Genomic DNA, 21,563 nt, shown 5'->3' with positions numbered 1-21,563 from the left:
GTCGAAAGGCAGACAAAAACATCTCGACTGCGCTCGATGTGACATTTGGATTGATCACTTGTACAATTGTGTATAATTCAAAAATAAAAAGTGATATATGTCTAAAAAGTATATTTTTCATGGTCAATGGATTAAAAGCTTATCGCCAAATTCAAAAAATAGGTTCTTCCATAGCTATACCAATACTTTGGTCCAAAGGAGGGCGAACCACTCTGGTTGTCCTTCTGCCATTGCCCAAAATTTCCATTTCGGCTTTGTTCATAACCGCCTGTCCTGAATATGGAATCAAAGAGGTTGCCCACACTTGCAAAGGCACTGATGTACTTTTTGCCCACGATCCACGATTTCCCGCCCACCAAATTGAGGAGGTAGATGTCGTCCATATTCCGTTGCTTTAGCAATTTTTCCAAATTCTCTGGAGTGGCTTCCGGAAATGGCTCCCCGGTTTCCGGATCAAACAAAAAACTTTGGGTCCTGGTGATGGTCGAAATGCCGATGTAGTTGTTGGTAAGATAGTTGGCGGTGGCCCCGGCCCACCAATATTTTGGCGATCGGTATTCCACTCCCAAAGCAAAGGCCTTCTGCGGACCTTGAGCCAATTTCAACCCCTTTAAGGAAGCGATGCCCAAATCGATGGTGCCTTCGGGATCGATCAGGTCTTCCTCAGGTCCGGCGGTGTCAAAATTGATGCGCACATTGGGGTCACTGGCATACACATACTGCCCCACATTGCCCACAGCAGTCACTTTTACGTTGGAAGAAGGTTCGTATTGCAAACCAAATTCAATTCCTTTGTGTAGTTTGTCCAGATCCGTAATGACCTCTTGCACGAAATCGGACCCCAGACCTGAGTCCACAAAGAAGAAATTGATGTCCGTTGTGTTCTGGAATCGGGTGTAGAAGGCACTTATCCGTCCGGTCAATTGGGGCAACCGGACAAAATAATTGAGGTCCACGGAGGTAATGGTCTCCTTTTGAAGTGCTGGGACCACTTCGTTGTTTTCCCTGGGGTTGATGAAACTGTTCTGCAAGGTCGGTGGCCTTTCCATTTTTGTCCCATTTGCCGTGAACCAATGTCTACCTGTCAGAAAATAGCCGACACCACCCTTGAGGCCCAAACTTGAAAATGTTACTTTCTCGCCAGGACCGAAGGAATTTTCCAAAAACCGTTCATTTTTGAACAGCCCGTTTCGCTGTGCATTGAAGCTGGCGTACGAAACAGAGGCAAAACCGGTCCATTTATTTCCAGTGTAAGATCCTTGCGCAAAGGTTTCCACTTGCGAAGCATCCAATTGATAGTGGTAACTGGAACGGTCCCCGGCCATCTTTTCCAGACTTCCATCCACATCGTTCAAAGTCTGGGAAAAAGCATCCATATCCTCATAAAATTCCGCCCCCAACAAATCGGTGATCTGGGCATAGTTCTCCGATACCGTGGACTTGAAATTTCCACCAAAATTGAGTTGAAAACGATCGTTCGGGCTATAATTCAAGTTGCTGGATGTTGTAATCGTTCCATCATCCGACACATCATCATAAAGAATATAGGCCGCCTTCCCATCATTTTCACCATTGGCGATATATAGTTGCTCCCAAACCGTTTGCGGGTCTGTCAAGAATGCTTCCTTTGCCAAATTTGCATTGATAAAATCGGCCCCAATGGAACTGTTGATGTGGTAACTGGGCAGATAACGGTAGTAAGTAGGGTCTGGGTTCGGGGCATTGAAATAGCCCAATCGGCTCCTTGCATGGGTACCGAATTGGTAGGCGACTCCCGTGTTCCACTGAAGTTTGTCCATTTGCAGGGTATGGTTGAACAAGAACAGGGGTTCGAAAAGGTCGCGTTCCCTTGAATTTCGAATCTTGCCATCCTGCTCTCCCCAATAGGGATTGTACTGATGGCCCACCAGTTCAAAAACTTCTTCGGTAAGTGCTGCAGAGCGTCCCCTTCTGTTCTTTGCCAAAATGGAGGTGAAGGTGATGCTGTTCTGTGGATTGAATTGGTATTCCAAAGCCCCAAAAAAGGAGTAGGCCTCATAAAGGGTGCCATCCACAAACCCTTCCTTGGCCCATCTGCGTGAGGCAGAGACGGTATAGGCCAGGCCATTCTTGCCCAAACCAGAACTGTACGTGCCCATCAATCTGCCCCGATAGGTGCGGTTGGAGGCGGAACTGGACAAACGGACTCCGGGCCTCATCCCTGAAGGCCGGGTATCGATTTGGGTATTGCCCAAAATGCCCCCAAAAGTATAGGGATTGAAGGAGAGGGTGTTGGTATATTCTTGGTTTCGCAACACATCGTTGAGCCCGCCCCAGTTGTTCCACTGGGGCCTTCCATCAAAAAACTTGTTCATCGGGATGCCATTGATGAGCACGTTCCCGTTTTGTGAATCGTAGCCCCGCACCTTAAAAAAGGCCTGACCAAAATCAAAGGCGGCCCGGGTCAGAAAAACATCCCTTGTGGATTGCAGAAGCCCCAATGCCCCTGAAACGGTTTCCTCATCATCCAACAATTCCCCATCCGTCAACGTGATCAGGTTATCCGTTTTTTCCTGGACAATGTCCCTTTCCAGATAAAGGATGCCCAAATCAATAGGGATTCCTTCCAGATAGAGGGAAAACCGTTTCTCTATAAAATCTTGGGCATATATCCGAAGGATATATGCCCTTGTTTGCTCCACATCGATTTTGAAATGGCCGTTCTGATCTGAACTGAATTTATTTGAAGTGCCCTCCAACAAAAGGGAGGCGTTCTGAACGGGCAAATCTGTCCCCTTTTCTTGCAGATGCCCTGTAATGACAGTACGTTGTTGTCCATATTGGGACATGGAACAACAGAGTACCGCCACGAGTATAGCTGTTCTCATAGCGTATAAGTAGGTTAACAAAAAAGAGGTTGTAATTGCTTTACGAGGTATAAAAAGCAAACAATCTTACTTATTTTAGACAAAAAATCAAAACATAATGCGATCATTAATATGCCTACTTGTATTAATATCGACCTCACTCCATGGACAAAAGTCCAAAACATACACCTTAAGGACCATTGCGTTCTATAACCTTGAAAATCTTTTTGATACACAGAACGACACGCTGACCTTTGATGAGGACCATACGCCGGAGGGCCGCTATCATTGGACACCTGAGCTGTACCAAAAAAAGATCGGGAACATGACCCGGGTGCTTTCCCAGATCGGCCAAGACGTTTCCAAGACTTCTCCAGATGTTATCGGTCTGTGCGAAGTGGAGAACCGAAGGGTTTTGGAAGATTTGATAGCCCATCCTTCCCTTCGGGACAAGGATTATGGCATTGTGCATTTTGATTCCCCGGATATGCGGGGCATTGATGTGGCGCTGCTGTACAAGAAGGCTTCTTTTTTACCATCCTCCTTTAAAAGCCATAGGCTTTTGCTTTTCGATGATCTGGGGGAGCGGACCTATACCCGTGACCAACTGGTGGTGGGAGGCAGCATGGACCAAGAAGAAGTACATTTTATTGTGAACCACTGGCCTTCCCGAAGGGGCGGCGCCTCTAAAAGTCAACCCAACAGGATCAAAGCGGCCCTTTTGAACAAGCGCATCATTGATTCCATCCAAGAACTGGACCCTGACGCCAAGATCATTGCGATGGGCGACCTGAACGATGACCCTATCGACGACAGCTTGAAATCCATATTGAGGACCAAGGGCGAGGTGCAACAACTGGACAGCCTAAGTCTTTACAATCCCATGGAAAAAATGTTCCGAAAAGGGGTGGGTTCCTTGGCGTATCAGGACAAGTGGAGCCTATTTGACCAATTTTTCATGACCCCAAACCTTGTGAACGAGAACAAGGAAGGGCTTTCCTTTTGGAAAGCGGGCATCTATTCCCCGTCATTTCTTAAGACAAGCAAGGGAAAGTACAAGGGATATCCACTACGAACGCATTCCGGCGGAAGTTACACAGGAGGTTACAGCGACCATTTCCCTGCCTATATTTTTTTGGTCAAGGAGGTTGAATAAATACTTGTACCTTTTTTAATCATTTATCAAGTCTTATAATCACGAATATTTTCAAGTGCATGAAAATCTTATGTTTATATTTTATGGTATTGGTTTTAATACTTAAATAAATCTTTAAACTTAAAAAATATCCTTTCAGACACACTAAGATTTTCGGTAATGATCTCCGCATTGCCCAATAGCTCCTGTTCAAAAGGCAATTTTCTGTTATAGGACGTTTTTGTTCCTTGGGGAAGTGAAATATAGATGAAATAATTTCCCTCCGAGTTAGGGGATACCGATATGTTTTCCACTTTGCCCACTAACATGCCATATTGTTGGTATGGAAAATTGTCCAGTTTCACCAACACTTTCTGACCTTGGACCACTTTGCCTGCATTCTGAGAGGGAAGGACTAGTTTTCCCACCAACTTTTCCGTGTCTGTCGGAAGGATGGAAAAGACCACTTCACCTGAACCAATATACTGGTTCTCACCCCAAAATTCTTGGAAACCCACCACTCCTTCTATCGATGAGGACAGCACATAATTATGCTCCCATTCTCTAAGTGCCCTGTTCAATGCGTTGAACGATTGTGACAGATTTGCCAACAGGCGTATATCATCCTCTTGCTTAGTGATCCTTGTTGTCTTAAGTGTCTGGTCGGCGGACGCAATGGCCTCCCGCAACTGGGAAATGGAAATGGCCATGGCACTGAGATTTTTTTCCATTTGAAGAAACTCCTGCGTTTTGGATTCAAATTCCTGTTGGGAAATGACGCCTTTTTCATATAGGCGTCCATTACGTTCATAATCCCTCTTTTCCAGTTCATATTCCTGTTCCAACACCCTTTTTTGCGCCATCTGGCTTGTGAGCCTTAGTTTGATTTCTTCCAAGGATCGGCGATTGCCCAAAAGCTGGGTGGTGTATGGGTCCAGGTCTTTCAATAATTGGTATTCCACATAACTTTTCTCAAAATTGATATAGGCTGTTTCTATGTCCCCCAGTACAAATTGCGAAACGGATTCCACAGGGAACAAAAGCTCTGAGGAACTTTTCTGTGCTGTGTCCAAAATGCTCTTTAGTCTGTACACATCCTCCACATTGGCCGTATTCCGAAAAACAGCCAAACGCTGGCCCGATGTCACAGTGTCCCCATTCGCAATGTAGATTTCCTCCAAGGCACCTGAATAACGGGACACAATCTGCTCCATTGGCCTTTCCGTGGTCACAATGACCTTAGCGGTCACAAAATCAGGGTATTTGATCAGGAAGGATAACATTAGGACAATCACAGTTAACACAAAAATCAATGTAATGCCCCAACGCACTAACCATGAGGGAGGATTGGCTAGGATTTCCTGTACTTCCTCCGACCTCAACTCCAATTTTTCTATATCCTTATTCTCCGGCATATCTTAATTGTTCAGTCTTTCAAGCTCCAATTGATTGCTTACCAAATTATAGTATGCCCCATTGAGTTGTAACAGCTCTTGATGCGTCCCTGACTCCTTTATCCTTCCCTCTTCCATTACCACAATCTGGTCTGCATGTTTCACTGTACTCAACCTGTGGGCAATGATGATGACCGTCCTGTTTTTGAAAAAGTTATCCAGATTTTCCATGATGACCCGTTCATTTTTGGCATCCAACGCAGAGGTCGCCTCATCAAAGCACAATAGTTGTGGGTCTTTGTAAACCGCACGGGCTATAAAAAGTCGTTGCTTCTGCCCTGTACTTATACCGACACCTTCGTTCCCTATCTTGGTGTTGAAGCCCAAGGGGAGAGATTGGATAAAATCATGGATGTTGGCAATTTTTGTGGCTCTGATCAAGCGTTCCTGATTGATGGTATCCTCGCCCACGGCAATATTATAGGCGATGGTGTCATTGAAAACATATCCTTCTTGCATCACTGTCCCGCAATGGTCCCGCCATGCCTTATGCGAGACACTTTCCAGATAGTGTTCCCCGTACCGGATATTCCCTTTGTTGGGCACATAAAACTTCAGCAACAGTTTCATCAAGGTGGTCTTGCCACTACCACTGGCCCCCACTATCGCCGTCACTTTGTTGGCCGGAATGGTCATGTTCAGATCCTCGATTACATTTTCATCACTGCCCAGATAACGGAAGGATACTTTTTTCAGTTTGATGTCCTGGTTGGGCTTGATCGTTTTGATCAATTGTTTTTCCCTGTCCTCCTCGTCTTTCTTTTCGTGGATCTCGGCCAAGCGTTCCATACTAATCTTCGCATCTTGATAGGAACGGATAAACCCAACCATTTGTCCGATAGGGGAGTTGAGCTGTCCAATGATGTACTGGATGGAGAGCATCATCCCCAAGGTGATGTTCCCTTCAATGACCAAAACTGCTGAGGTAAAAGTGATGATGATGTTCTTGAGTTCGTTGATGACCGAGGAGCCCACACCCTGGGTCTGTTCCAATTTCAAGCTTTGGATGGAAACCTTGAACAAGCGGGCCTGTACAAACTCCCATTTCCAGCGCTTTTGTCTTTCCGCATTGTGCATCTTTATTTCCTGCATGCCGTTGACAAGCTCTATGACCGTGCTCTGTTCCTGGCTCAATTGGGAAAACCGCTTATAGTCCAGTTCCTTTCGTCTTTTCAGGAAGTAGGTGATCCAAAGAATGTACAGTATACTGCCAACGGCAAATATTCCAAAGATGGAAGGACTGTAATAGATCAACACCGCCCCGAAGACCACTAAGTTGAACATGGAGAACAACGTACTCAGTGTAGAGCCCGTCAAAAGGCTCTCTATCCGGTTATGGTCATTGATGCGTTGCATGATGTCCCCTGTCATGCGGGTGTCAAAATAGGCGATGGGCAGCGCCATCAACTTGATAAAGAAATCGGAGACAAGGGATATGTTGATACGGGTACTAAGGTGCAGCAGGATCCAACTACGGAAAACCTCAACACTGGTCCTGCCCAAAAAGAGCATCACCTGTGCGGCCAGTACCACATAGATAAAATTGACGTCCCGGTTCTGGATCCCGACATCCACAATGCTCTGTGTCAGGAAGGGGAAGATGAGCTGTAACAGGCTCCCAACAAAAAGTCCAATACACAATTGGGCCAACAGACTCTTGTACTTGAACAGATATTGGAACAGGAAACGCAACGATTTTTTGTCCGTACTCTCCCAATGCAGTTTATGGAACTTTGGGGTGACCTCCAACAGCAGGGCAATGCCCTCTTTGGTCTGTTCTGTGGCATTGTTGCCGATCCAACGGGACAGAAACTCTTCTTTGGTGTAGGTGATAAGTCCATAGGAGGGATCTGAAATATAGATGATATCCCTTTTAATGGCATAGACCACTACAAAATGGTTCTTGTTCCAGTGTACGATACAGGGTAACGGAACTTCCGTTAACTGGTCATAGTCAATCTTTACACCAATGGATTTGAACCCAACGGCCTCAGCGGCATCACTGAGCTTGAGCAAGTTACTTCCCTCCCTTGTGGTCTCAGAGATTTCCCTGATCTCCTGCAATGAAATCAGCTTGCCATAATGTTTGGCAATAATGCGCAGACAAGTAGGGCCACAGTCTTTTGCATCCGGCTGTTTATAGAATGGAAAAGACTTTTCACTTTTTAAATTATAAGACACGGTGAATTGGGAAAAGCGAACCTCGACAAATTAACAATCGAGGTTCATCATTAATGAAAAAAATGGCTCCATAAATCAAGAATAGTAAAATCTTAATTATATGATACACAATAGTTCCCCTCACAAACAGAATATGAACCATCATCAGGAGCTTCAGTCGTAGGGTCCATACATTCATCATTTGAAGTACAGCAAGTATGCCAATATTGATTACACGGTTCATCATACGGCCCTCCTCCATAAATTGATTTCTGTTGACCCCGACTTAAAATCATCCCAATGTTTAAATTTAGTTTATTCATAGTAAAAGTGATATTTTAGAATTAATCTTTACCTTGAACATTTAAAGACCGTCAAGGATTCAGCCCATCCTCCGCGAAAGCAGTATCATTTATGGTCCTGAGTCTCTTACTTGGACTTCTTCATTCAAGTACTGCATTAGAATCCTCAACTAAGCATTCTTTGACCAATATATTTCTGTTCAAAAAAATGACCAGTGATATTTAGAACTATAAACCAAAGAATAAAGGGTTGATGTCGCAATCAGCCCTTTATCTAAAATTCCTAATTATTACAACGTTCTTCGATGTAAGAATCAATAAAACATAATCCCACATCAAAACAGCAACCTTGTCCGGCAGGACAATCATAGTGTTCGTCACATGGTATGTGGGCACCACCTTTCACCGTCTTCAATTGTTCCCTGCCAAGAAGTTGATCCGATTCAAAACTCAATTTTCTCATAGTAAAAAAATCATTAGAATTAACTTTGCCCCTGAACGTTTAGAGACCGTCAAGGTTTCGGTCCATGCTTCGCGAAAGCAATTTTTTCATCTTCCTCTTATTGTTGCCAATAAAGGTTAATTGTCCAACTATAAATAACCCAAGGAGCATAGCTCCTTGGGTTATTTTATTTCTACATAATGCAAACCCCGTTGTTGCACATGGCTCCTGGTGGAGTAAATCCGCAAACCGAGGTCCAATTTGGGTGACAACATAACGGAATAGCCCAGATTTCCTCACAGGTATATTTGCCACCGGCACCACCCAAGACTGTCTTGAGTTGCTCTCTTTGAAGCAAATCACTAGCATCCAAATTCAGCAATGTCAAACTTGTTTTTTTCATAAAAACACAAATTAAAATTAACTTTGCCTTGAACATTTAGGGACCATCAAGGTTTTGGTCCATGCTCCGCGAAAGCAATTTTGTTCATGGCCCAAGAAGCAATTTCTTGGGCCTTTTTCAACCAAGAATTCCTTTAATGTCTTCAACACTGTATTCCTTGGGCAACTCGTATCCATTGATGAAGATGGTAGGGGTATGTGTTATTTTTTCTGCTATGCACCATTCGTTCATGGCCGATACTTTATGGTCTTGCTGTTGGAGTTCTCCGTTCATTTTATACGCTTTGGCAAATTGCTCGTAATTCTTGTCCTTGGCCAGGTACCAGCTATCCATAGCTTTGTGGGCCAGTTCTTTATCCATTTCATTCAAGGCCAAGAAATGTTTTACAGGCTTGTTCCTTCTATCGGCTTCATCAATGGAAGCCGTAAAAAGGACCTGTAAGTTGATCTTGCCTTCCCGCAACAAATCATCCAGCAGAGGGTGTACATTCGCGCAAGGTCCGCAATAGGGGTTACATACTTTGACTACATCGTATCTTGCAGCATCATTTTTTAAGGTAATCCCCAACCCTTCAATACTGGTCTTTATTTTTCGGCTTTTTTGCAACAATCCCAAGAATACATCTGGATTGTTCTTTATCTTCTGGAGTCCCCGTTTATACAGATTGGCCTCTTTTTCTTTTTCGAGCAATGGTTTGAGCCAGTTCCATATGGGGATGGGCATAGTGAGCAAAACCATCAATAAGAGCATAGATGTAGGTTCCAACCCGATTAAATGAAATCCACCCAAGAAAACGATTGAAGCCTCCAAAAGCAATACCGCTTGCACAACGATACAGAACCTACACCACTGCTTGATGACCACACCTTGATAATACGCGGAGAGAACCACCATTGGAAGGACGGCAAAACTCAGATAAGCCAAAGGTGCCAAAGATGCAATCTGAAAACCACTAACGAATAATAAGGCCAGGGTGCCAAAGAAATAGGAAAAACCGATTAGACCAAGGCTCAAATTTGCATTGCGTATTTTTGCATATTTGGAATTCAGGACTGAATCACAATTTATCTTCTTTCCTCCAGAACAGAAACTTTGAAGTGTGGGATTGTATTTGTCCACTTCATACCAGAGCAACATTGTTCCCATGGCAAGTCCCAATAATTTAAGTAATGTATATGCCCCGACCAAAAATGGATTCACTTCTGGTGTACGTTGGGAATTAAAAAAGCTGAAAACTGCCCAAATCAACATAAACAACACTCCAACTCCATTAAAAATGGTCTTTGCTTTTCTTTCGTCCAACTTCTCTGTGATACCAGGTTCTCCAGAATCCCCTGTTGTTTCGGCCAAAAGACAAACTCCAGTCCATTTAGACAAAAATTCCTTGTTGGGAATGACCACTTTTTTCCCTTTATCATTCAAAAAAATGGATTCGTACGTGGAATGATGTGTCAAAACATGAAACATACCACCATGGTCAGACAGCTGTACAATGCAAGGTAGTGGAAGTTCCTTAAGTTTTGGGCCATCCACTTTGACAGGAAGATTTTCTATACGATACTTTGCCAAAGTATCCGAAACCGCCAACAAACTGGGGTGTTCCGGGTGCGAAAGAATATTTTCTTCTAGATATCGAGTCGTGTAATCTAATTGAAGTTTATCCAATAAATTCTTGGTAACGGATGTACAATTGTCCATTGAAGCCTATATGTTTTAAAATTAGGGGGAGATACGGTAATATAAGAATAATCTTTCAAAAAATATGTGTTTACATAAATTTTTTAATAGGTGTTATCTTACAATTAAGTATGCAAGCGCATTATACAAGTAGAATCGATTAGAATTCTAAATCTTCTATTCTAATTCTTAGTGCTTTCATTATTCCAAAAAAGCTATAACTTGCTATAATTTCCTTTTCCCTATGCGATTCAAACCCATCAATAAAATTTGTCAGGGTTTGTATCGACTCTTCCATTGAAGCATCAATAGTATTATTTGGTTTATTTTTGGAAAATGAAACTGCAGTATTATCCAACCAATCCTTAAACTTTATTGAATCTACTTCTAGATTAGTTTGAGACAATGAAATTACAGACTTAAGGACTACACCGGCTCGAATTGTGCCATTAATACCCTCCCCTAAACCACTGCCGTGAAATAGCTTGAAAATAAAGATGAGGGCATTTTTTCTTTCGTTTAGTTTACTTGGAAAGAAAAGTTTGGATACAGTAGTGAGGATTTGAATATAAAAATCATGTTGTTCTATAGATAGACATGGAACGATGTTGCTAATACCAGTATGCTTAAATGTTCTTTTATTAGAATACTTTGACCATTCCTCTCCGGGCAAAAACAATATTGTTTTTTCAGAAACTATGCTATCATAACCAAAATAAAAGCTTTTAATATTACCTGAAACAATCTCTTTCTTAAGTTCCAGAGAATATTCAAGACCATAGTACTCACATTCCAATATAGGCACAAAACGGTTGAAGAATTTTGTTGCCAAAAAATGACCATGTGAAGACCCTTTTATTTCTTCCAAAAATCTGTCAAATCCTTCGATGTTTTGTCTGAAAATTTTGCCCCTATACTTACCTTCTATTCGGAAAGGATAAACTAGGGAAGCTACATAATCCAATAAATGATTGGAAAACCGCTGATGAGCGAAATGTGAATCTATATCATTTTCCCCAGCAATGTCATCCAAATTAACTTTAATGTTATGTAAAAAAATACTGTTCGCAATAAAATTGGGCAAGCTTGAATTAGTGAATATTTTATATAGTTTATTAACATTAGAAGCAAATACATCTCCTTTCCCATCATTGTCATCAATAATCTGGAAAGCATTCATAGAAGAAAACACCTTGCCCGCAGTTTTATTTCCATGAAAAGCTGAGATCAACAAACCAATAATATCATCCTTTATTATTGAAATATCATATCTCAGACCATTATCGACATTGCTTATTTGACCAGTCAATGAGTTGTTCAAAATTAGTATGTCGACATCCGACTGCTTACCCTTAAAAGACTTCAAATTTGATTGCGTGCTACTTCCTACCAAAAAAATAGTTTTGGTTTCTATTGCTTCATCTATCGTTCTTCCTAAAATTTCTCCTATTGTATCTTTTAGCTGTAAAACCATAGAAAATACTGAACATAGTTTGATTTGTTACCTTAAGTAATTTAAATAGCGGGACCTATTGAAAGACCCGCTATTATCAAATAAAAAGACTAGCTATCCCTACAGCTCCAATAACCAGGCCTTTCTTCCCAACAACCACCTGAAGCAGGAAGTGGTTGATTGCCGTAATGAGGTCCAGGAGGAAGATCAGTACCTCCTCCTCCATTTTGGCAATCAACTGCACAATCCTCATAATTGGTGTAATATCCTCCCTTGATTTCTTTTTGCTGATTGGAAGTGAGCACAGCATTGGACTTAAGAGTCTCCGTAAATAATTTCAAATTCTTCATATTAATAAGAACAATAAGATTAACTTGCCCTGAACATTTAACGACCGTCAAGGTTTCAGTCCATGCTTCGCGAAAGCAAAAACATTTATATCGCATCCAATATGGATACCATACAGGTGACAAATAGTGTTGATGTGTGAGTTCTTTTTTCAGATACTAATTATGTTTATCACCACTTTTTCTTCCATATTTAAGTCCCTCAATATTGTATGGTCGGCAATGAAGGTTTTGTGGTTTTTTCCAGTCCACCTCAATTATATAGAGCTCCTGTGCCTACCTTTATTCGTATTGTGTGTTTTCAAATAATTTTAATTGGCCTAAAAGAATGAACGTATACTATTTATAGCATAGTAAAAACAAAATTGGTTGTTTCTTTCTTTGTAATTCTCATTTCTATTAACCATTTAAATTTCCGAAAAACTGTTCAACAGATAGGACACTTACCAGAGTCTAAAAAAATGATAGAAAAAGCTATCTAACATGTTCAATCGGCGGCTTTGGGAATAAATTCCTTGTAACAGATTTGCCGTTATCCCTTTGTCCTTTTAATTGTCTTATTTAGATAGGCATAGACTAAGCTACTATTTTAGCGTATTAAGCTTTAGTTTTATGTATTAAAATAATGTTAATAATGTAGCCTTATGCTTACAAATTTGATTTTTTAAACAAAAAACATGGAAATGCGTTAAACCATTCACTTAATACAACATTATTGTAAAACAGAAAACAATAATAGAATATTGATAAAAGTATGGTGACCCTGTCTTGAATTAAATGTGGACTGAATGGTCGATTTATTTCGGAACAGACTCACTGTTCTTCGGTTGGTCATATTGGACTCACAAATGGAAATGAAGCCAGTTGTTTATATAGAGGGAGCTGTTCGCTAATTAGCATGATAGGAGTATATCCATTGATGGATTGTTCCCCAAGAGAGCCTTGAAAAGAGAAGCTACAAAAAAACGAAGATTCAATAATCCAAACTTAACAAGCTATTTGTATGGTCACAAATAGGTTAAGAATATCTTTCTATTCATTTTCCATTAATCATTTGGGATTAATTAAAGGTCAAGTCCAAAAAGAAAAAGAATTATTACTCTAAGAGTCAATCTAGTTAAACCACTGCCCCCAAGGGATACGGCTGAGGATCAACAAAAGGCCAAGTCCGTAGAAAATGGAAATGGTCTTGAACTTTCTATCGCTCTCCATAAACTTTTTGTGTCTGGACCATCCGATGGTGATCAAAGCCAAGGCAATGATGTTGATGAAAGGGTGCTCCAAGGCCAAGAGACGTGCAGGGGCATTCAGTCCGCCCATACCCAAGGTTTGGATGGCCTTCAGGCCATTGGCCGAAACAAAATACAGCAATAGGCCCACCAATAGTTGGATGTGGCTCAGGATCAATGCAAAGAGACTGATGCGCAAATCCTTGTGCATGGTAAAGTCTTTTTTGCCCAACCAGCCCATCAGGGCGTTGACGACTGCAAAAACGAGTACGGCCAGTACAACGTAGGCCATGTAAGAGTGAAGGTTCTTGATAACTTCCATCGGTGTAGTTTGTGTGGCCTAAAAATACGGAATTTATGTATAAAAAAACCCTGCCGATGGGCAGGGTTTTCTGTTGTATGATGTTTTATTAAAACTTTAGACGAATGCTCATATTCCAAGTCCTACCAAACCCAAAATACGCTTGATTCGCTACATTGACCCCTTTATAAGTCACATCGCCTGCCTCTGCATGGATATTGGTCAAGGATTCAGAAATATACTCTTCATCTAGAACATTATTTACATTTAGTCTCAAAACCAATTTATAGTTCTGATTTACGTTCCAGTCATAGGTTAGGCCTGCATCCAATAACCCATAAGATGGCAACTTCACAGATCCTCGGTTATCAGGAACGGTGAATTCGTCATCTGTTGGAAGGAATCCCGCATACAATTCGTCATAATGGTTGTAATCGGCATCTATACTTAACCCTTTTAAGAATTCGTAACGTCCTCCTACACCAATAGTAAATTGTGCTCCATCACCTACTTTTACTCCATCCAAATAAAGTGGATCGCCTTCAGCTATTACGTTTTGGTTATCATCATATACAGTTTGGGTAGCATTGCCATCATATTCCCATTTTCCAATAGAAGTATATCCATTAAACCTTAGGTTCTGCATAGGCCTTAGAGCAAAATCAACTTCGACCCCTTTATGCAACTGCTTTACCCCTTGAAATTGATAAAAGCCTTCACCAGTACTCAATGAGCCACTCACAACCCTATCATCCCAAGTAGTTTGGTAAAGGTTCACATTTGCTGAGAAAATAGAACTTCTGAAACCATAGCCAGCTTCAAATCCAGTTATTTTTTCATTTGTCAACAAAGGGTTAACATCGTTCCTGAAATTGAGGAACATATTATCTTGATAAGGTTGACGAGAGTAATGCCCAGCATTTACAAACACATTATGATATTCATTAAGATTATAATTGGCACCAGCTTTAATATTAAAGCCTTCGTTGGTTACTTTTTCGGATTTCTCATCCCCAACTGCATAATTAAAATAGTCAAAACGCTGGTTGGACTGTGTTGAAACAGCCCCTTGAACAAAGGCTGACAATTTATCCTTAGCATATTCTAATTGCCCAAAAACACCCAAATATCTAATATTTTCAGGGTTGTCATATCCTATGCGTTGATTCCTTGGAGTATCATGGAAAGTTGCCTTCCATGAATTGACACTATACGCCTCGGTCACTACATAATCTGATCCCAACTGTACGTTATTCGTATCATCATCCCAACCATCTAGACCTAAAAAGTCTACTACTCTTCTATAGTGCTCACCGTGGTACGACCTTCCATCAAAACCTACGTTAAAGTTCAATTGGTCATTTATCTTGTGATTAAAATTACTTACAACCCCGAACCACCTATGCTCGTTAACACTGGAACGGAGTATATCAGCACTACGGCTATTGTCATTTCTCCGTGCAATGATAAGGCCATCTTCATTAGGTGCTAATGATCTGTTATAATTATATTGTCCAGTTAAATCAAAATTGTCCTCTCCTTGAGAAGCAAAAGTCCTTAAACCAACTGACCCTCCTCGTCCATAGGAAGCATAAATCACTGTTGAAAGTTGCGATTTATTGCTAATGTTCCAATCCCAAGAAAGATTGGCAATAGGCTTATGATAGTAGTTACCTGAGACATTCATAAATTTCCCATTCAAAATACCCCATTGATCATTATAGGTCAACCCTTTTTCCAAAAGGGTAGCAATGGTATAACGATTTCGTTGATTATGATTCTGCGGAGCCCCAGTAATCAAAAAATTGAAGGTATGGTTTTCATTTGGAGAATATCCAACAGAAAAGAAATAGGTCTGACCACTTCCCGACATATAATCATTGTACCCATCGCCTTGCCAATGTCCTAAAAGCGTTGTGAATGCCCAACCCTTTTCACTTATTCCTGAGGAGTATGACGCTGTGGTCTTTAAATAGTTGTTGTTACCTACCATCGCTTGAACAAAACCACCTTCTTGAGAGTCTATGGTCTTTGTTACTATATTAACCGTACCTCCAACAGAGGATATGGCCAATTTGGAAGACCCAAGACCTCTTTGTATTTGAATTGCACTTGCGACATCAGTTACCCCTTGCCAGTTGGACCAGTACATATTACCATCCTCCATTCCATTAATGGGCTGTCCATTTATAAGAAAGGCCGTATTCGATTGGTCAAAACCACGAACCTGAATCCGGGCATCTCCAAAACCTCCACCACTTTTAGAAGTATAAACTGAAGGCGTTGATTTTAACAACTCAGGAAATTCCTGATTGCCACCTTTCAATGCAATCTCAGAAGCTTTTACTGTCGATACAGCTATGGGAGTCTGCCTGTCTTTGGCCAAATCGATAATCCCTGTCCCAACTATTACAACACCTTCCAATTCCTCTGCATCTGGTTGTAGGGCAATAGTGCCAACACTACCTGTAGTGGTAAAAGGAACGCTCTTGCTCACAAATCCAATGTAGGAAATGAGCAGTGTTCCGGAACTTTGGTTTACTTCCAAAGTAAAGTTTCCATCAAAATCAGTTGATGTACCTGTGCTGGTTCCCCTCACCATCACAGTTGCTCCTGGAAGCGGACCGCCCAGTTCCCCGTCTGTGACCGTACCAGTAAGAGTTCCTTGTGAAAATGCCATTGCGGACATCAAAACAGCCGCAAAAGCCAAGTAGATTCTTTTCATTTAATTTTAGTGTTTTAAGTAATTAATTAGCCCTGCAAATGTGATCCATTTTTGACACACCGCGATTAAGCCAAGGTTAAAAAAGAACGTTTTGATTAACACAAAATTAACAAACAAAGTTAGCTGACAAACAATTGTTTAGGGTTTTTATTCACAAATAGAAACCTCGCAGCCTACTCCTTAAAAAATTGCAGAAGATGTAGCGTTGAGCTATCGTGCTTGCCGATTTCTGAATTTCCCATCTCGGAAAGAATGGTATTGGCCAATTGCTTGCCCAATTCCACGCCCCATTGGTCATAGCTGAAGATGTTCCACACGATTCCCTGAACGAATATTTTATGCTCGTAAAGGGCAATCAGGGCGCCCAGGCTCTTGGGGGTCAGTTTTTGGATCAAGATGGTATTGGTGGGCTTGTTGCCCTCAAATACTTTAAAGGGGAAAAGGGCCTTGAGCTGCTCTTCGGGAAGCTTTTTCAATTCTGCCTTGGCCTCTTCCGCCGTCTTTCCGTTCATCAAGGCCTCGGTCTGGGCAAAAAAGTTGGCCATCAGTTTGTCGTGGTGGTCCTTATCGCCATAAAGGGATTCCTTGAAACCGATAAAATCCGTGGGAATCAGTTTGGTCCCTTGGTGGATCAGTTGGAAGAAGGCATGTTGTGAATTGGTACCGGGCTCTCCCCAAATAATGGTCCCGGTCTGATGGGAAACCCTGTTCCCGTTCCGGTCCACGCTCTTACCGTTACTTTCCATGATGCCCTGTTGCAAATAGGCCGAAAAGCGGTGGAGGTATTGTGTATAAGGAATGATGGCCTCCGTTTCGGCGCCAAAAAAGTTATTGTACCAAACGCTGATGAGCGCCAAAACAACGGGTATGTTCTCCTGAAATGGGGTTTCCCTGAAATGAAGGTCCATTTCGTGCGCCCCTTCCAATAGTTCTTCAAAATTTTTGTGCCCCACGGAAAGCGCTATGGAAAGCCCAACGGCACTCCAAAGGGAAAAACGCCCTCCTACCCAATCCCACATCGGGAACACATTTTCATCGGCTATGCCAAATTCCCCGATTTTTTCCAGATTGGTGGAAACCGCAGCAAAATGAAGGGCCACATCTTTCTCGGCAGCACTCTTCAAAAACCACTTCTTAATGGTCAGTGCATTGCTGAGTGTCTCTTGTGTGGTGAACGTTTTGGAGACGATCACAAAAAGTGTGGTCTCTGGGTCAAGTTCCTTCAGCACTTCATGTACGTGGTCTCCGTCCACATTGCTCACAAAGTGCATCTTCAAATGGTTCTTGTAAAATTTTAGGGCCTCGGTGACCATTACCGGTCCAAGGTCGGACCCCCCGATGCCAATATTGACCACATCGGTAAAGGCCTTGCCCGTAAAGCCCTTTCTTTTTCCAGAAATGACCTCTTCGGAAAAGGATTTGATCTTTTCCCTCACTTCGAAGACCTCATCCACGATGTTCTCCCCGGCCACAAAAATTTTATCTCCCTTTTTTGCCCTAAGTGCCGTATGCAGAACAGCCCTACCCTCGGTCTGGTTGATAAGGTCTCCTTCAAAATAGCTTTTGATGGCCCCTTTCAGTCCAACCTCTTCGGCAAGTCCAAAAAGCAATGACAGGGCATCCTCAGTGATCCTATTCTTTGAATAGTCCACCAAAAAATCGTTCCAGACCAACTTAAAATTTGTTCCACGGTCCTCATCCGAAGCAAACAGTTCTTTTATCTGCGTGTTCTTCTGTTGCTCGTAATGTGCTAAAAGTTGGTTCCAGGCTTTGGTGGTTGTGGGGTCTATGTTGGGAAGTGCCATTATGGGTTATAGGTTATTAAAGTTTCTTCAGGTTCCGGGGCTGGTTCCATAAATTCGATACAGTCCAATTGCGTCCTGAGAGGGTCAATATGATCCATGTATTGGATACGGAGGGAATCCACGATCGGTTCTGCTGATGGCAGCTCTTCCCGCAGGGGATCCACTTGCTTACCATTTTTCCAAAAACGGTAGCACACGTGGGGTCCGCCGGTGTTCCCCGTCATCCCTATCCAACCAATAACGTCCCCTTGACGTACAAAATCGCCTCTTTTCACATTCTGGGCCTTCATGTGGAGGTATTGGGTACTGTAGATGCTGTTGTGTTTGATCTTTACATATTTTCCATTGCCGCCCCTTCGGGTAGATTCCTCAACAGTTCCATCCGCTGTGGCAATGATGGGTGTGCCGATCGGAGCTGCATAGTCCGTTCCTTTGTGGGGACGCACTTTGTATCCGTAATAGGCTATCCTTCGGGTTAGGTTGTATCTGGAGGACAGCCTGTAACCAAACTTGATGGGAGCCCTAAGGAAAGTGCTCCTCAGGTTGTTGGCATCCTGATCATAGTAGTCCAAAATATTGTTCACGGAATCGGTCACGTATGGAAACGCGTAGATGGGCCGTCCCTTGTGCTCAAAATAAGCTGCCTTTATGCGGCCACGACCTGCATAGATACTGTCGTTGATGTAGCGTTCATCAAAGATGACCTTGAACTTGTCGCCCTTTTCCAGTTTGAAAAAGTCGATGGTCCAGGCATAGATTTCGGAAAGGCCAATGGTGACGCTGTAATCCACCCCCAAATTGTCCATGGTCACGGAAAGATTGTTGTCGATGATGCCGCCCACTTCCCTTTCCACCAGTTTTACCTTGCGCTTGCTCTTATAGGCGACCACACTGTCCCTTAAATCAACAACCGTATAATTGATCTTGTCATTTTGGTAGATAAAGACTTTGGCCACGTCGGAGGTGTCCTTGGTCTTGAGGATAAGGTAGGGGTTGCCTATTTTGATTTTGCGCACATCGAAGGTATCCCGAAAGTTTTCGGAGATGGCAGCGATCTTGGGGTAGTCCACTTTGTTTCGAAGCATGAGTTCGCCAAAGCTGTCGCCCGACCGTACGGTATCGTGGACCACGTTGAACTCTTCCAAATTGAACCCATAATGAAGGACGGGAGGTTTTTCTATCGTTTCCACAATTGCCACTTCATCGACCGGTTCCTTGGCCTGTTTGCACGACACCAATACCATCAGTGTCAAGATTGCCCCAATAAATTTTTGCATCACTATCCTAATATTCCTTGTATTCTTTGTTTGCCGGGTTAAAAATATGATCCACCCATTGTTTTCCCCATGTCTCCAGTTCCTCTTCGGAATACAAATTTGGGAAAAATATTACTTTCTGAAAACTGGGCGGCAAAAACTCCTTCCAATTGGTGCCTCCAGTGGCCTCCACATCCTTGCCCTCCCTCGCCAAATATCGGTATGCCGAGCCCATGTGCATCAGCGGCCAGTTTACGTTTGCGTTCTGGTCCAATTCCTTTAACGCATTTATCAACGCTTCATTGTTCTTGGAAGCATCGGGGAGCTGGAGGTATTTGTGGTATATGGTGCTGTCCTTCACCTGGTTGGCTATCCGAAGAAGTCTTGGGGTGTATCGGATTTCGAACTGTTTCAGGGTCAATGTTTTTTGTCCTGTGGCCAGATCGGTCGCCCCCTTTTTCCAATAGATCTGCTCAAAGAGTTCCTCAATGCCATCCTCGGAAGAAAAGGAATCCCTTACCGAGTGGTGCACCAAGTGTTCCAATGGGGTAGCGTAGAGTTCGATCATCCTGTATTGGGCAGATTGAAAACCACTGGCCGGGAGCAGTGCCATGCGGTAACGCAGGAACTGTTCGCGTTCCATGCCCTTGATCATGATACTGAACGAGGAGATCAACGCCTTGAAATAGTTGTTGGTCCTGTTCACTTTTTCTATAAAAAACTGGACATCCTGTGATTTGTCCTCAACGATCTGCTTTTGTTCGTGGAGAATGAGCTTGAAATAGAGCTCCGTGATCTGGTGGTACATGATGAAGATCTCCTCGTCCGGAAAATGGGTTCGGGGCACTTGGATGCTCAAAAGGGTGTCCAAGTGGATATAGTCCCAATAGGTAAGGTATCGTTGGTAGAGGAGCCCGTCCAGATAGGAGCTCAGGTCCTGGCCCGAGTTTTTGTACTTTTCTTCAAGTTTGTTGATCTGGGACTGGATTTTCTCACCATTCTTCATCAATGCTGATCTACTAATTCATTATAATTTTAAACTGGTTCCTCAGTCCATTGTATGCTTCCAAGTCCGCCTTTAGCGACCCAACGGCCAAATCTGCCTTGATGCGGATGGGAATCTTGTTCAAATCGTTGGATACCCAAAGGGTAAGACTCTCCTTTTCCTTGAAAACACGACCTGATTGAACATAAGGCCTAAATTTAAGACATTCCACTTTTCCAAACTTGGTTCTGATGACTTCTTTTCCCAAATATTTCAACTTGAACTGAAACACCCCGTCATCATCAAAGAGCATGTCCAGGTTTATGGTCTGTCCTTCCTCAAATTCCTCAAGGTTATAGTTGCTCCTCAAATAGTAGGAAGCGGAAATCAGATCTTGGACCTGATCGTGCACGGGAATGTCCATCTGGGTGCCGTTCTTGTAGTCGTTCAATACGGCTTTCTTTTCATCGTAATGAAAATTGATCTCGATGTCCTTGGTGTAGCCGCCCTCGTCTATCTTACGGACAAACTTATAGGGCTTTCCGTTCCTTCTGCCAAAATAGCTCTCGTAAGTATCGTCCACTTTGAAGAATATGCTGGCGAAGCCTGTCGTTTTCCCACTGCCCACCACATGGTACACAGGAATACTGTCCAGGGTCTCGGAGCTCAGGTGCAATGTGGCATAACTGGCATTGAGCAATCCATAGTGTATCCTGAACTTCAACCATTCACCCGACTTGAAAGCGGGTTGGGACTTTTGAGCCATAACAGGTACGGCCAGAAGTAGGAAAAGTAAGGGCAGTATCTTTTTCATATGTGCTTTTTACTGGTATAAAATTAACAAAATCGGTGTTCGGGGCACTTGGTTTACATATACTTAAACAAAACTTGTTCCAAAATAGTATGCAAAAAAAAAGCCCAGTCTTAAAACTGGGCTTTTCCTAAATAACCAACCAAACTTTAAATTATGAAAAACCAATACTTAAAGTTATAAGGGAACCACCCCTTATGTGGGACAAATATACGCCAAGGTTTTGTAGGAA

General features: G+C 42.5%; 12 protein-coding genes. 1 reads left to right on the top strand and 11 read right to left on the bottom strand.

Annotated elements, in window-relative coordinates:
- Positions 1-131: 131 nt before the first annotated feature.
- A complete protein-coding gene (locus DB398_RS00845) occupies positions 132-2,867 on the bottom strand; it encodes a peptidase associated domain and porin domain-containing protein (protein ID WP_108422509.1) in 2,736 nt (911 codons plus the stop codon).
- Positions 2,868-2,964: 97 nt separating this feature from the next.
- Between DB398_RS00845 and DB398_RS00840 the strand changes: the two genes are divergently transcribed.
- Entirely contained in the window at positions 2,965-4,002 is a 1,038-nt protein-coding gene (locus DB398_RS00840; RefSeq protein WP_108422508.1) for an endonuclease/exonuclease/phosphatase family protein, read from the top strand.
- Positions 4,003-4,097: 95 nt separating this feature from the next.
- Here DB398_RS00840 and DB398_RS00835 read toward each other — a convergent pair whose 3' ends face one another.
- From DB398_RS00835 to DB398_RS00770, 10 genes are all read right to left on the bottom strand, one after another.
- Positions 4,098-5,396 (bottom strand): HlyD family secretion protein, encoded by a 1,299-nt coding sequence (locus DB398_RS00835; protein WP_108422507.1) that lies wholly within the window; start codon positions 5,394-5,396, stop codon positions 4,098-4,100.
- Between the two features lie 3 nt (positions 5,397-5,399).
- Positions 5,400-7,616 (bottom strand): peptidase domain-containing ABC transporter, encoded by a 2,217-nt coding sequence (locus DB398_RS00830; protein ID WP_108422506.1) that lies wholly within the window; start codon positions 7,614-7,616, stop codon positions 5,400-5,402.
- A gap of 1,243 nt (positions 7,617-8,859) precedes the next feature.
- Positions 8,860-10,440: a vitamin K epoxide reductase family protein gene (locus DB398_RS00810; protein WP_108422502.1), complete on the bottom strand. Its 1,581-nt coding sequence runs from the start codon at positions 10,438-10,440 to the stop codon at positions 8,860-8,862.
- A 139-nt stretch (positions 10,441-10,579) separates the two neighbouring features.
- Positions 10,580-11,893, bottom strand: coding sequence for a hypothetical protein (locus DB398_RS00805; protein ID WP_108422501.1), 1,314 nt, complete (start codon positions 11,891-11,893; stop codon positions 10,580-10,582).
- Between the two features lie 1,439 nt (positions 11,894-13,332).
- Complete coding sequence (locus DB398_RS00795; RefSeq protein WP_108422499.1) at positions 13,333-13,770, bottom strand: hypothetical protein; 438 nt, start codon at positions 13,768-13,770, stop codon at positions 13,333-13,335.
- A gap of 88 nt (positions 13,771-13,858) precedes the next feature.
- Positions 13,859-16,474 (bottom strand): TonB-dependent receptor, encoded by a 2,616-nt coding sequence (locus tag DB398_RS00790; protein WP_108422498.1) that lies wholly within the window; start codon positions 16,472-16,474, stop codon positions 13,859-13,861.
- Positions 16,475-16,647: 173 nt separating this feature from the next.
- Positions 16,648-18,279, bottom strand: coding sequence for a glucose-6-phosphate isomerase (gene pgi, locus DB398_RS00785; protein WP_108422497.1), 1,632 nt, complete (start codon positions 18,277-18,279; stop codon positions 16,648-16,650).
- Positions 18,279-19,556, bottom strand: a complete 1,278-nt coding sequence (locus DB398_RS00780; RefSeq protein ID WP_108422496.1) for a M23 family metallopeptidase — start codon at positions 19,554-19,556, stop codon at positions 18,279-18,281. Before DB398_RS00780 ends, pgi begins: the two co-directional genes overlap by 1 nt.
- Before the next feature lie 7 nt (positions 19,557-19,563).
- Entirely contained in the window at positions 19,564-20,541 is a 978-nt protein-coding gene (locus DB398_RS00775; RefSeq protein ID WP_108422495.1) for a tryptophan 2,3-dioxygenase family protein, read from the bottom strand.
- 13 nt (positions 20,542-20,554) lie between these two features.
- Positions 20,555-21,334 carry a DUF3108 domain-containing protein gene (locus DB398_RS00770; protein WP_108422494.1) on the bottom strand — a complete coding sequence of 260 codons (780 nt, stop codon included), beginning with the start codon at positions 21,332-21,334 and terminating at the stop codon, positions 20,555-20,557.
- Positions 21,335-21,563: the final 229 nt, after the last annotated feature.

Source organism: Flagellimonas amoyensis, from assembly GCF_003058265.1.
GTDB classification, from domain to species: Bacteria; Bacteroidota; Bacteroidia; order Flavobacteriales; family Flavobacteriaceae; genus Flagellimonas; species Flagellimonas amoyensis.
The sequence above is the reverse complement of the archived record's forward strand: the minus strand, read 5'-3'. Positions and strand labels throughout refer to the sequence as shown.